This window comes from Nocardiopsis terrae (assembly GCF_014651695.1).
Lineage (GTDB): Bacteria > Actinomycetota > Actinomycetes > Streptosporangiales > Streptosporangiaceae > Nocardiopsis > Nocardiopsis terrae.
In genome coordinates this window covers 1-13,391 of record NZ_BMXJ01000011.1, presented here as the reverse complement: position 1 = coordinate 13,391, position 13,391 = coordinate 1, and the positions used below count along the sequence as shown (strand labels likewise).

Sequence of the window (13,391 nt, the reverse complement as noted above, 5' to 3'; positions counted from 1 at the left end):
GCCCCTCCTCAGGCCACCGCGCCCCGGACCATACGCAGGGTCCACCAGGCGCCCACCAGATCAAGCAGCACACCGAGTCCCAGACACAGCAGCCCCAGCGGCGTGGTGAACAGGAAGGCCAGCGGTGACCCGCCCAGCCCCGCCGACATCGCCGTCCCGAGAACGGGGAGCCCGACCAACACCAGCGCGGTGGTCCGCGGCCCCGTGGCCCTGGCGGACGCCTCGGCCCGCTGTTCCTCCCGCTCGGTCAGGCTGACCGCCAACGCGTCCACCACCCCGGCCATCCCCGCACCGGTCTCCGCCGCCACCTCCCAGCACACCGCCAGACAGGACAGGGACCACAGGTCCTCGTCCCGGTCGGCCTCCCTGCGCAGTGACCCCGCGTCCGACACCTCACCGACCAGGGGGCCGGCCTCCAGGGCCGCGACCCGCAAAGCCAGTTCGGGAGGCTGCCCGGACCGGAGCTCGGCCGCCATGACCCGGCACAGCACGATCACGGACCGCCGCCTCTCGGCCCCCTCGTTCCTGCGCGCGAGAAGGTCACCGAGCGAGGGCCGGGGGTTCGGGCGGCGCGGTTCGCGGGGGAACACCGCGGACAGCCGTCGGCGGCCGCTGCGGGGAACCGACCAGAGCAGGGTCGCGGCCGCCGTGAGCACCACGAGGAGGATCACCGGCGCCACCCCCGGCCCAGGCGGGCGGCCACCTCCTCCGCCCCCGGGTACTCGTGTCGGCGGCCGTCCGGGGTGAAGGCCACCGCCGGTACCGCCCGCACCAACCCGGAGGGCTCCCGGCGCAGGACCCGGACCTCGGACAGGCGGCGTCCCCGGCCGTCCCGGACCAGGTGCACCACCAGGACCCGGGTGGCCGCGAGCTGGCTGTGCACCGCGCCCCGGCCGAGTCCGGCGGCGCAGCCCATCGCCTCCACCCGGGCGGGTACGTCCTCCGCCCCGTTGGCGTGCAGGGTCCCCGCGCCGCCCTCGTGCCCCGTGTTGAGAGCCGCCAGCAACGACACGATCTCCGGTCCCCGCGCCTCGCCGACCACCAGCCGGTCCGGGCGCATCCGCAGCCCCTGGCGGACCAGCGTCTCCAACGAGACCTCCCCGCTGCCCTCGATGTTGGCGGGGCGGGTCTGGAGCCGCACCACGTGCGGGTGCTCGGGGCGCAGCTCGGGTGAGTCCTCCGCGAGCACGATCCGCTCCCGCGGGTGCACCAGCGACAGCAACGAGGAGAGCAGGGTGGTCTTCCCGGTTCCGGTTCCGCCGCTGACCAGGAACGGCACCCGGTGGGCGACCAGGGAGCGCAACAGGTCGGCCCCGGAACGGGTCAGGGTCCCGCAGGCGGTCAGCCGGTCCAGCCCGAACACCCTCCTCGGCGGCATCCGCAGCGAGATGCAGGCGCCTCCGGGTGCGATCGGCGGCAGCACGGCGTGCAACCGGGCCCCGTTCGGCAGCCGGGCGTCCACGTACGGCGCGGCCGCGTCCAGGCGTCGTCCCGCTTGGAAGGCCAGGCGCTGGGCCAGCCGCCGTACCTCCTCGGCCGAGCCGAAGAGCACGTCCCGGACCCGGTGCAGCCCCTCCCCGGAGTCCACCCAGACCTGGTCAGGGCCGTTGACCAGGACGTCGGTGACATCCGCGGTCAGCAGTTCCTCCAGCGGCCCGGCCCCGGACAGGTCAGCGGCCAGTCTGCGGGTCATGGCGAGCAGTTCGCTGTCTCCCAGGGCCCCGCCCTCGGAGCGGATCGCGGTCGCGACGTTGGCCGGGGTCACCCGGGTGCCGGTGGCCACGAACTGGTCGCGGACCCTTTCCAGCACGGCGTTCTCCCCACGGCGGGCGACCGGAACGGTGGTCTGCGCAGAACCCGTTCCGGGGAGGCGGACGGGGGAGTCCGCCCCCGCTCCCCGGAGGCTCCCGTCCCGGCTGGAGGACCGGCCGTGGTCCGGCCCGCCCGGGGGTTCCCCCGGAGCCTTCGGCCGGGCCCGGTTGGCCAGGCGGTCCCAAAGCGTCACTCCCGCTCCGCTCACCGGCTCCTCCGTGCGCCGACCAGGGCTCCCACGACACGGTCGGCGTACCGGGCCAGCGGGGTCCGGGGGTTCCGGGCCGGGACGTCGCCGACCCTCAGCGTCCGGGACAGGCCCGGTTCCGAGGGCAGGTCGGCGCCGAGTTCCAACCCCAGGCTCTTCGCGACGACCTCGGTGGACAGGCCGCCCCGGGCTCCGCGCACCACGACGCGTACCCGGTCGGCCTCCTGCCCGATCCGAGGGGCCATGCGTGCGGCGGACACCACGGAGTACACGTCCGCGGGTACCACCACGAGCACGAGGTCGGAGTGGTTGAGCAGGGCCGTGGTGCCGGGGTCGAAGGATCTGGGGAGGTCGGCCACCACCAGTTCGGCGCCCCGGCGGGCGGAGGTGAGGACGGAGCGGACGGCACTGACGGGGAGCGGGCGGCCCTGGTCGGCACCGCCGCCCCGGGCCCAGGTCAGCACGTCCACCCTGCCGACCTTGGGCAGCCCTTCGCGCAGGGTCCGCCAGGGCATCCGGCCCCGCTGACGGAGCAGGTCGTCCCAGCCGGTCCTGGGGTCCGCCGCGGTGTGGTCGCAGCCCAGGTAGATGTCGGGCCCGCACCCCAGTGGGTCGGCGTCGAGCAGGGCGGTGGCCCGTCCGGCCCGGTCACCGGCGAGGGAGAGGGCGACGGCGAGGAGGCTGGCTCCGGCCCCGCCCCGGCCGCCGACGACGGACACGAACGGCGCGGGATGGTGCTCGGAGAGGGAGGCGAACAGGTTGACGAGGGCGGCCTCGTCCCGGGGGAGCAGGTAGGCGGAGGAGGTCTCGTTCCGTCCCGGGCGGGCCCCGTCGGCCCGGGCCGGGGGCGTCCCGGCCCGGGCGACGACGGCCACGCGGGGGTGCGGCGGGGGATTCGCGGAGCGGAGGGTGCGCTCCAGGTCGCGGCCGACCACTACGAGCGGGGCGCGGCCCCAGGCACGCAGGGCCTGTTCCGGGTCGGAGGCGATCGTGACCTCGGTGGCGGCCGCCGCGGCGAGCCGGACGAGGTCGTCGAGGAGGGCGGGGTCGGCGGTGGCGATCAGGGGGTGCTGCGGGATGTCCATCGGGCCTCCGGGGAGGGCGGGAACCTGCCCTTTCGACCTTCGCCGAACCGGAGCCGAGGCGGAAGCCTCAGTCCTGACCTGTGGATAACTCCGTGCCCGTGCACGACTCCGTCGGGTGGAGGCGGACACCGCGAGGGGGATGAGGGGGCGTCCGCACCCGGCGGGCGGGACACACGTACGGGGGCTGTCGTGTGTCCCGGCCCGTCAGGCGGGGCGGAGCGGATGACCTCGGACGGGCCCCGCAGGGGGAACTGGGGGCCGTCCGGTTCCGGCCTCGGGGGGACAGGCCGGATCCGCTCTTCTGGGAGGGACCTTCGGGAGCGACCGTCCGAACCCGCGCGCTCTCCTACGGGGCGCAGGGTTCGTACTTCCCGCGAAGTGACGACGGCGGTTCCGTCCTTAGGGCGCAATGTCCGCATCCGCCTGTAAAGGTGGAACCCGGTGCTGTCGGCCCTTCGCTCGGCTCCTGGCCAGACGTTACCACGCAACCCCGTGTATGGGTTCGGGAATCCAACAGAAAAACTTCGGCCAACCACCTTTTCGCAGAAGGGTCGTCAGCGTAGAAAGAAAGCAACTGGTGGCTGAGACCCACCCCGACACGGAGGACGGGAACCCACGCTCCACTGGGCCCCGTAGGGCCTGTCCAGGTCCGGTGAAACCGGGTTTCACCAGGCCGGACTAGAGATAGTGGCGCTTGCTAACCCGCTCCTGCGAGCCGGAAACGGCGCCCCGGGCCGAGGCTCGGGGCGCCGTTCGCCATGCGCGTGCATCTGCACGAAGCAATCGGGAAACATTTGGAACGGGCAAGCGTAACCGAACTGATATGAATTCGAGTTACTACTCGTCAGTAAATGAACTACTTTCGCGAACTCGGGTGTCTTTACCCCGACCGTCACGCCTCGGTCAGCCGCGTTTGAGCGCCTCGCAGGTGGCCAGTGAGTCCTGGGCGCCCGCCCGCACCGCGCGGCAGCAGTACACGACCCACTCGGCGACGCCCTCGGGGGTGCCGCCCATGTATCCGCGCAGCGCCGGACCGTACTCGTCCCGCAGGGTCTGGTGGCCGAGTTCGGAGGTGACCAGGGACTTGGGGTCCAGCCCGCGCTCGATCAGGGTCAGCCGCTCGGCGGCTCGGGCCACCAGCCCGTCCCCCCAGCCGAACGGCCGGATCGCCATCAGCTCACCGTGCACCAGCGCCGAGGTCACCAGGGCCGGGACCTTCGTGCGGGAGCCCAACAGCGCGTACAGGCCCTCGAGGCGGGCGGTGGCCGCGGCGGCGCCCGGCGCGGGGCCCAGGTCCAGGGGGTCCTCGACCCGTTCACCCTCCAGGCGGGGCCGGCCCAACGCGTCCGCGGACACGGCGTCGGCCGCGGCCAGGGTGTGCAGTCGTGCCAGCACCTGCCGGGGGGCCTGGGGCCACGTGTCCACCAGGGGCCCCAGCTCACCGCCGATGCGCAGGGCGCCCTTGATCCTGGTGTCGTACACGTGCCCGTCGCGGATCTCGTCCATCGAGACCTCGGCGCCCTCCAGCGCCGCGGACGCGCACGCGCCGCGCAGCGAGGACTCCATGGACACGTCACTGCTGCGACGGCGCAGGATGCGGTGCCCCAGCAGTCGGTCGACCAGGGTCCGAGTCTCGGCGACCGCGTCGCTCACCCCCGGCAGCTCGGCGATCCGGGACAGTGGGTCGGACATGGAGGCAGAAGTCGATTCGCTCACGGAAAACAACACTACGCGGCGGTAACCCCGTGCGCTCACACCACCCGGACCGGGCGCACGGGACCGCTCGTCGCGGACAGGCGACCGCTCACCGGCCGTTCGCCGCGTGCCCGGCCCCCACCGCCGCTGGACGCCGCCCCGGATGTTCACGCGGTCTGGACCACATGATTAATTGGACCCACAGCCAACGTAAGGAGAATCACAGTGGCCGACAGCACTCCCCCGAGCCAGGAGACACTGTCCAACCTTCTCCACGAGACCCGGAGCTTCCCGCCGCCCGCGGACCTCGCCGAGAACGCCAACGTCAAGGCGGACGCCTATGACGCCGCGGCGCAGGACCGACTCGGCTTCTGGGAGGAGCAGGCCCGCAGGCTCCAGTGGGAGCAGCCCTGGGACACCGTCCTGGACTGGGATCCGCCCTACGCCAAGTGGTTCGTCGGCGGCAGGCTGAACGCCTCCGTCAACTGCGTGGACCGCCACGTCGAGGCGGGCCTGGGCGACCGCGCCGCCATCCAGTGGGAGGGGGAGCCCGGCGACAGCCGCACCATCACCTACGCCGACCTCAAGGACCAGGTCTCCCAGGCCGCCAACGCCCTCACCTCGCTGGGCGTCGGCAAGGGCGACCGCGTCGCCATCTACATGCCGATGATCCCCGAGACCGTCGTGGCCATGCTCGCCTGCGCCCGGATCGGCGCGGTGCACATGGTCGTCTTCGGCGGTTTCTCGGTGGACGCCCTCGGCCAGCGCCTGGACGACAGCCAGGCCAAGCTCGTCATCACCGCGGACGGTGGTTACCGGCGCGGTAAGCCCAGCGCACTCAAGCCCGCCGTCGACGGCGCCGTCGCCGACCGGCCCGCGGTCGAGAACGTCCTCGTCGTCCGCCGCACCGGCCAGGACGTCGAGTGGAACGAGCGCGACGTGTGGTGGCACGACGCCGTCGGCTCCGCCAGCGCCGAGCACACCCCCGAGGCCCACGACGCCGAGGACCCGCTGTACATCATGTACACGAGCGGGACCACGGCCAAGCCCAAGGGCATCCTGCACACCACCGGCGGCTACCTCACGCAGGCCTCCTACACCCACTGGGCGGTCTTCGACCTCAAGCCGGAGACCGACGTCTACTGGTGCGCCGCCGACATCGGCTGGGTGACCGGCCACTCCTACATCGTCTACGGACCGCTCTCCAACGCGGCGACCGTCGTCATGTACGAGGGCACCCCGGACACCCCGCACAAGGGCCGCTTCTGGGAGATCATCGAGAAGTACAAGGTCACCATCGCCTACATGGCGCCCACGGCGATCCGCACCTTCATGAAGTGGGGCGACGAGATCCCCGCGAAGTACGACCTGTCGAGCCTGCGGGTCATCGGCTCGGTCGGCGAGCCGATCAACCCCGAGGCCTACATGTGGTACCGGGAGAAGATCGGCGGCGGGAAGACCCCTGTCGTGGACACCTGGTGGCAGACCGAGACCGGCGCGATCATGGTCAGCCCGCTGCCCGGTGTCACCTCGGGCAAGCCGGGTGCGGCGATGCGCGCCCTCCCGGGCATCGTCGCCGACGTGGTGGACGAGGCGGGCGAGTCCGTCCCCGACGGCGAGGGCGGTTTCATCGTGATCCGCGAGCCGTGGCCGGCCATGCTCCGCGGCATCTGGGGTGACGACCAGCGCTACCGGGACACCTACTGGTCGCGTTTCGAGGGCCTCTACTTCCCGGGTGACGGTGCCAAGAAGGACGAGGACGGGGACATGTGGCTGCTCGGCCGCGTGGACGACGTCATGCTCGTCTCCGGTCACAACCTCTCCACCACCGAGGTGGAGTCCGCCCTGGTCTCCCATCCGAAGGTGGCCGAGGCCGCCGTCGTCGGCGCCACCGACAAGGTGACCGGGCAGGCCATCGTCGGTTTCGTCATCCTGCGCGGCGGCGCCGATGCGGTGCCGGAGGACCTGGTCCGTGAGCTGCGCGACCACGTCGGGGCCTCGCTCGGCCCCATCGCCAAGCCCGCCCGGCTCCTCGCCGTACCCGAACTGCCCAAGACCCGCTCCGGCAAGATCATGCGTCGCCTGCTGCGCGACATCGCGGAGGGGCGGGCCATCGGTGACACCTCCACCCTCACCGACTCCTCGATCATGGACGTGATCGCCAAGCAGCTGCCCTCCGTCAAGAAGGGCGACTGACCCCTTCGGGTCACCGTCCGGTACGGACACCACGGCGCCCCGCCCCCTTCCACGGGGGCGGGGCGCCGTTCCCGCTCACCCGGGTGAGGGAACCGAACACCGCTGTTTTGCGTGCCGTGAGAGACATCAGTGGTAAGGCATGTGCGAGGATGCGGAGGATCATCCGCGTGTACGGACCGAGAGAAGGGAATCCCCACGATGGTGGACAAGCCGGGTGCCGGCCAACCTGGCGCTGCCAGCGACACCGACCGTTCCATCGGTGCGCTGGTCTCCGACGCCACCGACAACCTCTCCCGCATCGTGCGGCTCGAGATCAAGCTCGCCAAGCTTGAGGCCAAGGCGGACGCGACCAGGATCGGCAAGAGCGTCGGGGAGTTCGGGGCCGCCGGTGTGCTGCTCCACCTCGTCGCGATCCTGTTCTCGATCACCGCGGGCCTCTTCCTCGCCGAAGTGGCCGGGTGGGCCCTCTGGCTCTCCTTCCTGGCCGTCACCGGCTTCTACCTGCTGATCGCCGCGCTCTTCGTCCTGTTCGCCGTGATCAACCTGCGCCGCCGTCAGGGCCTGGCCCGCACAGCGGTCACCACCTCCCGTCTCATGGGGATTCTGCGCGGCGAGATCCGCCCGCCCCGGGACCAGGAGGTCGCCCGGGACAACGGGGCCTCCGCACCCGCCAACCGTTAGCCCCGGGTGCTGGACGATTCGGCGGCCTATCTCGACGGCCCCTGGACCCACCGGACGGTCAGCGCCGCCGGTGCCCGGTTCCACGTGGCCGAACTCGGCGACGGCCCCCTCGTTCTCCTCCTGCACGGCTTCCCCCAGTTCTGGTGGGCGTGGCGGGCACAGCTGGCCGGGCTGGCCGGGGCCGGGTACCGGGCCGTCGCGGTCGACCTGCGCGGCTACGGAGCCAGTGACAAGACGCCGCGCGGCTACGACCTGGTCGGCCTCTCCCAGGACATGGCGAGCCTGGTCCGTGCGCTCGGCGCCGCGGACGCCGTCGTGGTCGGACACGGTGTCGGCGGGCTCGTCGGATGGACCATGACCGCCTACCACCCGGACGAGGTGCGCGCCCTGGCCGCGGTGTCCGCACCCCATCCCCGGCGCGCGGCGAGGCTCCTCCTCCGCCCGGGGCCGGGGGTGCGGCACATGCTCCGGGCCCAGGTGCCCGTCCTCCCCGAGCACCGGCTCCTCGCGGACGGCTGCGTCCGGGTGGGTGAGCTCCTGGACGAATGGTCCGGACCGGGGTGGCCGGACCGGGAAGCCGAGGAACGTTACCGGCGCGCGTTCGCGATCCCGAAGGTCTCGCACTGCTCGCTGGAGTACCACCGCTGGATCTTCCGCTCGCGGTGGCGTACGGACGGGCTCAGGTACAGCACACGGATGCGGGCCCCGGTCGGGGTCCCCGTCCTCCAACTGCACGGCGCCCTGGACCCGGTGTGTCCGCCGGGGACAGCCGGCTCCTCCCGGCAGTTGGTCTCCGGGCCGTACCGGTGGACGCTGGTGGCGGGTGCCGGGCACTTTCCCCACGAGGAGCGCCCGCGTGAGGTGGAGAGTGCTCTCGTAGGGTGGTTGCGGGAGATCGACGGCGCGAACGGCGGTGGAGCATTGGTGGAGACACGCACGGGCGGGGCGGATGGTGCCCGAGACCGCAACGAGACCGGGCAGGCCCAGAACCAGCGGCCGAGGGACCGCTACGGCCGTCCGATGCCGCACGGCAGTGTCGGTGAGGTCGAACGTGTGCCCGACGATGCCGAGTTCACCGCGCAGGAGGGGATCGAGGAGGCCCAGCGTCTGCTCGACGGGGGTTTCGCCTTCACCGCCCACGAGGTGCTCGAAGCCGTCTGGAAGTCCGCCCCGGAGTCGGAACGGGAGCTGTGGCGGGGGCTGGCGCAGACCGCGGTCGGTGTCACACACGCCCAGCGGGGCAACCGGGTCGGTGCGGCCCGCCTGTTGAGGCGCGGAGCGGACCGGGTGGAGGTCTTCGGTCCGCACGCTCCGCACGGTGTGGACACGGCCGGTGTGGCGGCGTTCGCCCGGGCACTGGCCGAGGACCTGGACGCCGGGCGTGCGACCTCCGGGGACGGGATCGACCCCTCGGGGATGCGGTTGCGCGGAGCGTAGTTCTGTCCGGGCCGGAAAACTCCTTCTGAGGGAACTCCCGGCAGGTCCACGGGGGTGAGCCCTGCCCGGGGTGGGACAGGCGCCCGCGCAGTCCTGGTTCTTCAGGGGCTGCCGAGGTCCGTGTGCACTTTGGGGCCCAAGGGGAAGCTTTCCCTTTTATGGCTGTATGCGTGATTTAGCGTTAACATGGCGTTAATGCATTATGCGACGTCATGTATGGCCGCGAGAGTGAATAAAGGCATTTATCCGTTTCTTGAGATCACCATGCGGTCACATCTTTAATTCCTCCTGGGCAAATGCCGAACGGGCACTGATGTTCAATCCCTCCCGTGCGTAGAATCCCCGGATCACCGTCCGCGCGTGAGTAACTGCGGGCGGCGTGCACCACACAGAAAGGTGGCACTGCTTCGACCCCGACAAGCGTGCCGTCGAGCCAGTTCAGGAGCCTTTCGGGCGGCGGTACGCCCACGGCGGTGCGCGGCGCCGGAGCCCACGAGGCAAACGTCCCGCACACCTTCGGCAACGGGGCCGAAAAGGACGTGCCCGTCTCAAGGAGGACGGATTGTCTGGGCTCAATCTCGCTACTGAAAGCGGCATCGCCCTGGCGTTGGAGGGCCGGGACCTCACCCTCGTCATCGTCGTCATGGTCGTCGCGCTACTCGCACTCGCCGTCGCGGGGATGCTGGTCCGCGAGGTCCTCGCCGCCGGCCAGGGCACCGAACGAATGCGCAACATCGCGTTCGCGGTCCAGGAAGGCGCCGCGGCCTACCTGAAACGCCAGTTCCAAACTCTCGCGGTGTTCATCGTCGCCATTCCCCTGCTCCTGCTCCTGCTACCAGCGGACACCTGGGGCATCGCCATCGGCAGGTCGGTCTTCTTCGCCCTGGGCGCCCTGCTGTCCGCAGCCACCGGCTTCATCGGGATGTGGCTCGCGGTACGCGGCAACGTCCGGGTCGCCGCGGCCGCACGCGGCGGCGGTGAGAACGACAACCACAAGGCCATGCGGATCGCCTTCCGCACCGGTGGCGTCGCCGGCATGATCACCGTCGGCCTCGGACTGTTCGGCGCCGCCCTCGTCGTCATCCTCTACCGGGGCGACGCCCCCATCGTCCTGGAGGGCTTCGGCTTCGGTGCCGCCCTCCTCGCGATGTTCATGCGTGTCGGCGGCGGCATCTTCACCAAGGCGGCCGACGTCGGCGCCGACCTCGTCGGCAAGGTCGAACAGGGCATCCCGGAGGACGACCCGCGCAACGCCGCCACCATCGCGGACAACGTCGGGGACAACGTCGGGGACTGCGCGGGTATGGCCGCCGACCTCTTCGAGTCCTACGCCGTGGTGCTCGTCGCCTCGCTCATCCTCGGCCGCGTCGCCTTCGGCACCGAAGGCCTGGTCTTCCCGCTGCTGGTCCCGATGATCGGTGTCATCACCGCCATCATCGGCATCTTCATCGTGGCGCCCAGGGCCAAGGACCGGACCGCGATGACCGCGATCAACCGGGGCTTCTTCATCTCCGCCGCCATCTCCGCGCTCCTGGTCACCGCGACCGCCTTCTGGTACCTGCCCGGCAGCTTCGAGGAGATGTCCGGAGTCAGCGACACCGTCATGGAGGAGATCAGCGCCGCGGGCACCGACCCCGACCCGAGGTTCATCGCGGTTGCGGCGGTCCTCATCGGCCTGGTGCTCGCCGCCGCCATCCAGCTGCTCACCGGCTACTTCACCGAAACCGACAAGCGCCCGGTCAAGGACATCGGCGAGAGCTCGAAGACCGGTGCGGCCACCGTCATCCTCTCCGGCATCTCGGTGGGGCTGGAGTCCGCGGTCTACTCGGCCCTGCTCATCGCGGGCGCCGTGTACGCCGCGTTCCTGCTCGGCGGCGGCTCCATCACCCTCAGCCTGTTCGCCGTGGCCCTCGCCGGAACCGGCCTCCTCACCACCGTCGGCATCATCGTGGCGATGGACACCTTCGGGCCGGTCTCCGACAACGCCCAGGGCATCGCGGAGATGTCCGGAGACGTCGAGGGCAGGGGCGCCGACATCCTCACCGGGCTCGACGCCGTCGGCAACACCACCAAGGCGATCACCAAGGGCATCGCGATCGCCACGGCGGTCCTGGCCGCCACCGCGCTCTTCGGGGCGTTCCGCACCTCCGTCCAGGAGCGCCTCGGTGACACGGAGGTCTTCTCCCTCTCCCTGGACCAGCCCGACGTGCTCGTCGGCGTGATCATCGGTGCCAGCGTGGTGTTCTTCTTCTCCGGTCTGGCGATCATGGCGGTGGGCCGCGCCGCCCAGCGCGTGGTCCTGGAAGTGCGCAACCAGTTCCGCACCCGCCCGGGGATCATGGACGGCACGGAGAAGCCCGAGTACGCGCGCGTCGTCGACATCTGCACCAAGGACTCGCTGCGGGAACTGGTCACCCCCGGCCTCCTGGCGGTCCTCGCCCCGATCGCCGTCGGGTTCGCCTTCGGGTACGCACCGCTCGGCGCCTTCCTCGGCGGTGCCATCGCCGCCGGGGTGCTCATGGCGGTGTTCCTGTCCAACTCCGGCGGCGCCTGGGACAACGCGAAGAAGCTCGTGGAGGACGGCCACCACGGCGGCAAGGGTTCCGCGGCCCATGAGGCCACGGTCATCGGCGACACCGTCGGCGACCCCTTCAAGGACACCGCGGGCCCGGCCATCAACCCGCTGCTCAAGGTGATGAACCTCGTCGCCCTGATCGTCGCGCCCAGTGTGGTGATCTACGCGGACAACACCGCCCTGAGGGTCGGGGTGACCGCGGTCGCGGTCGGCGTGCTCGTCGGCGCCGTCCTGTGGTCGAAGAACCGGGGCTCCGGCACCGAGACCGACCTTGCGGAGATCGGTGGTGAGTCCGCGCCCAAGGACGCCCCCGAGTCGGGTGGCGGCAGCGCCGCCACCGGGGGCGGGGAGGACTCCGCGGCTGCCGGGGACGGTACTGACACGGGCCCGGAGGACCAGGACGGGGACCGGAAGGAGGAGGCCCGGGCCGGGGACGCGGGCCAGGGCTGACAACCGTTCCGGTGCGGCCCCCCTGACGGCCGTCCTGGTCGCAGGTCCTCCTGGCCGCGGCCGAGGCGACGTCTGCGCGGTTCCTCCGCCGTCCCCCCGACATCCACAGCCCCGACATCCACGCGCGGCCGTCCGGAATCCCGGGCGGCCGCGCCGCTTGCGGTCGGGCCGGTTCGGGCCGGGTCGATCAGGGTCGCGCCGATCGGGATCGGGACGATCGGGGTCGGGGGTCAGGGCGGGGCTGCCCGGGGCCGGGCCGGGGGCCCGGTTCCGGCATGGAAGGGCACACCTAACCTGGATGTACGGGACCGCACTGGAACGGTCCGGAACGGTCAAGAGGAGTGGTTCGACGGTGTCGGGAATGAAAGGGCTGTTGGTCGTCGTGGGGGTGATGGTGGGCTTCATCGGCCTGCTGTCCGTGGTCGCGACGGTGTTGGCGTCATGACCCGGACACTCCTGCTGATGCGTCACGCCAAGGCCGAAGACGGGTACGGCGTTATGGACCACGACCGGGAGCTCACCGACAAGGGGCGTCGACAGGCCGAGCGGGTCGGACAGCTGCTCACCGAGCGGAGCTATGAACCGGACCACGTGATCTGCTCCGCTGCCAGGCGCACCCGCCAGACCCTGGACGGGGTGCTGGGAGCCATGGAGCTTTCACCGGAGGTCGACTACACGGAGGCCGCCTACCTCGCGTCGGCGGATGAACTCCTGGAACTGGTCAGCTATGTGGACCCCGGGGTACGTACGGTCCTGCTGGTCGGCCACAACCCGGCAGTCGCCCAGGTGGCCGCGTCCTTCGTCGGGAGTGAGGCCCTCGTCGCCTACTCCCCGGCGACCGTCGCCGCGGTGGAGCTCGAAGTGGAGTGGCTCTACACCGCGCCGGGGACGGGCACCGGGAGCATCCTCAACTGAGGGTGCCGAGAAGGGGGCCGAGGTGTCGGGGGGATGCTGCGGGGGACGCACCCGCGACGCAACAAGGTGTGACCCAGGTCACTGATTCCAGGGTTTGCATCGCCCCGAGCCGGGGGGTAATGTTCTCCGAGTCGCCTCCGACCGGCCCAAGGCCGCTAGGGGGCCACGATCTCTCGGTCGAAGCGAACGCGGGCTCTCTGCGGGCGTGATCGGATATTCGAGTCAGACATCTTCTCTTCCGAAACAGAGTGGTTCGAGCAGTGCTCGGAACATGTAAACTTCGGAGAGCCGCTTCAAAAGCCCGGTGGAAACGCCAAGGCAAACGAAGCACACGGGC

At 71.1% G+C, this 13,391-nt stretch carries 9 protein-coding genes and 1 pseudogene; 6 read left to right on the top strand and 4 right to left on the bottom strand.

Translation table 11 applies throughout. From position 1 onward, the window contains the following. Positions 1-8 precede the first annotated feature (8 nt). The 4 genes from IE195_RS24890 to IE195_RS24875 all read right to left on the bottom strand — a co-directional run bounded on the left by IE195_RS24890 (position 9) and on the right by IE195_RS24875 (position 4,797). Entirely contained in the window at positions 9-680 is a 672-nt protein-coding gene (locus IE195_RS24890) for a type II secretion system F family protein (protein ID WP_191275974.1), read from the bottom strand. Beyond that, positions 668-1,810, bottom strand: coding sequence for a TadA family conjugal transfer-associated ATPase (locus IE195_RS24885; RefSeq protein ID WP_191276123.1), 1,143 nt, complete (start codon positions 1,808-1,810; stop codon positions 668-670). The genes IE195_RS24890 and IE195_RS24885 overlap by 13 nt, the downstream gene beginning before the upstream one ends. Positions 1,811-2,016: 206 nt before the next feature. Then, positions 2,017-3,105: a septum site-determining protein Ssd gene (gene ssd, locus IE195_RS24880; RefSeq protein ID WP_191275963.1), complete on the bottom strand. Its 1,089-nt coding sequence runs from the start codon at positions 3,103-3,105 to the stop codon at positions 2,017-2,019. Positions 3,106-4,008: 903 nt separating this feature from the next. Continuing rightward, positions 4,009-4,797 carry a Fic family protein gene (locus IE195_RS24875; RefSeq protein ID WP_191275961.1) on the bottom strand — a complete coding sequence of 263 codons (789 nt, stop codon included), beginning with the start codon at positions 4,795-4,797 and terminating at the stop codon, positions 4,009-4,011. Positions 4,798-5,025: 228 nt separating this feature from the next. Here IE195_RS24875 and acs point away from each other — a divergent pair, with 228 nt between their 5' ends. From acs to IE195_RS24850, 6 genes and pseudogenes are all read left to right on the top strand, one after another. Beyond that, positions 5,026-6,996 carry an acetate--CoA ligase gene (gene acs / locus IE195_RS24870; RefSeq protein WP_191275959.1) on the top strand — a complete coding sequence of 657 codons (1,971 nt, stop codon included), beginning with the start codon at positions 5,026-5,028 and terminating at the stop codon, positions 6,994-6,996. A gap of 198 nt (positions 6,997-7,194) precedes the next feature. Further along, positions 7,195-7,677 carry a phage holin family protein gene (locus IE195_RS24865; protein ID WP_191275957.1) on the top strand — a complete coding sequence of 161 codons (483 nt, stop codon included), beginning with the start codon at positions 7,195-7,197 and terminating at the stop codon, positions 7,675-7,677. Positions 7,678-7,683: 6 nt separating this feature from the next. After that, positions 7,684-8,595, top strand: a pseudogene (locus IE195_RS26400) (alpha/beta fold hydrolase); the annotation flags it as partial. A 6-nt stretch (positions 8,596-8,601) separates the two neighbouring features. Continuing rightward, positions 8,602-9,114, top strand: coding sequence for a DUF309 domain-containing protein (locus IE195_RS26395; protein ID WP_229826453.1), 513 nt, complete (start codon positions 8,602-8,604; stop codon positions 9,112-9,114). A 562-nt stretch (positions 9,115-9,676) separates the two neighbouring features. After that, positions 9,677-12,139, top strand: a complete 2,463-nt coding sequence (locus IE195_RS24855) for a sodium-translocating pyrophosphatase (protein WP_191275952.1) — start codon at positions 9,677-9,679, stop codon at positions 12,137-12,139. A 441-nt stretch (positions 12,140-12,580) separates the two neighbouring features. After that, a complete protein-coding gene (locus IE195_RS24850) occupies positions 12,581-13,054 on the top strand; it encodes a SixA phosphatase family protein (protein WP_191275950.1) in 474 nt (157 codons plus the stop codon). Positions 13,055-13,391: the final 337 nt, after the last annotated feature.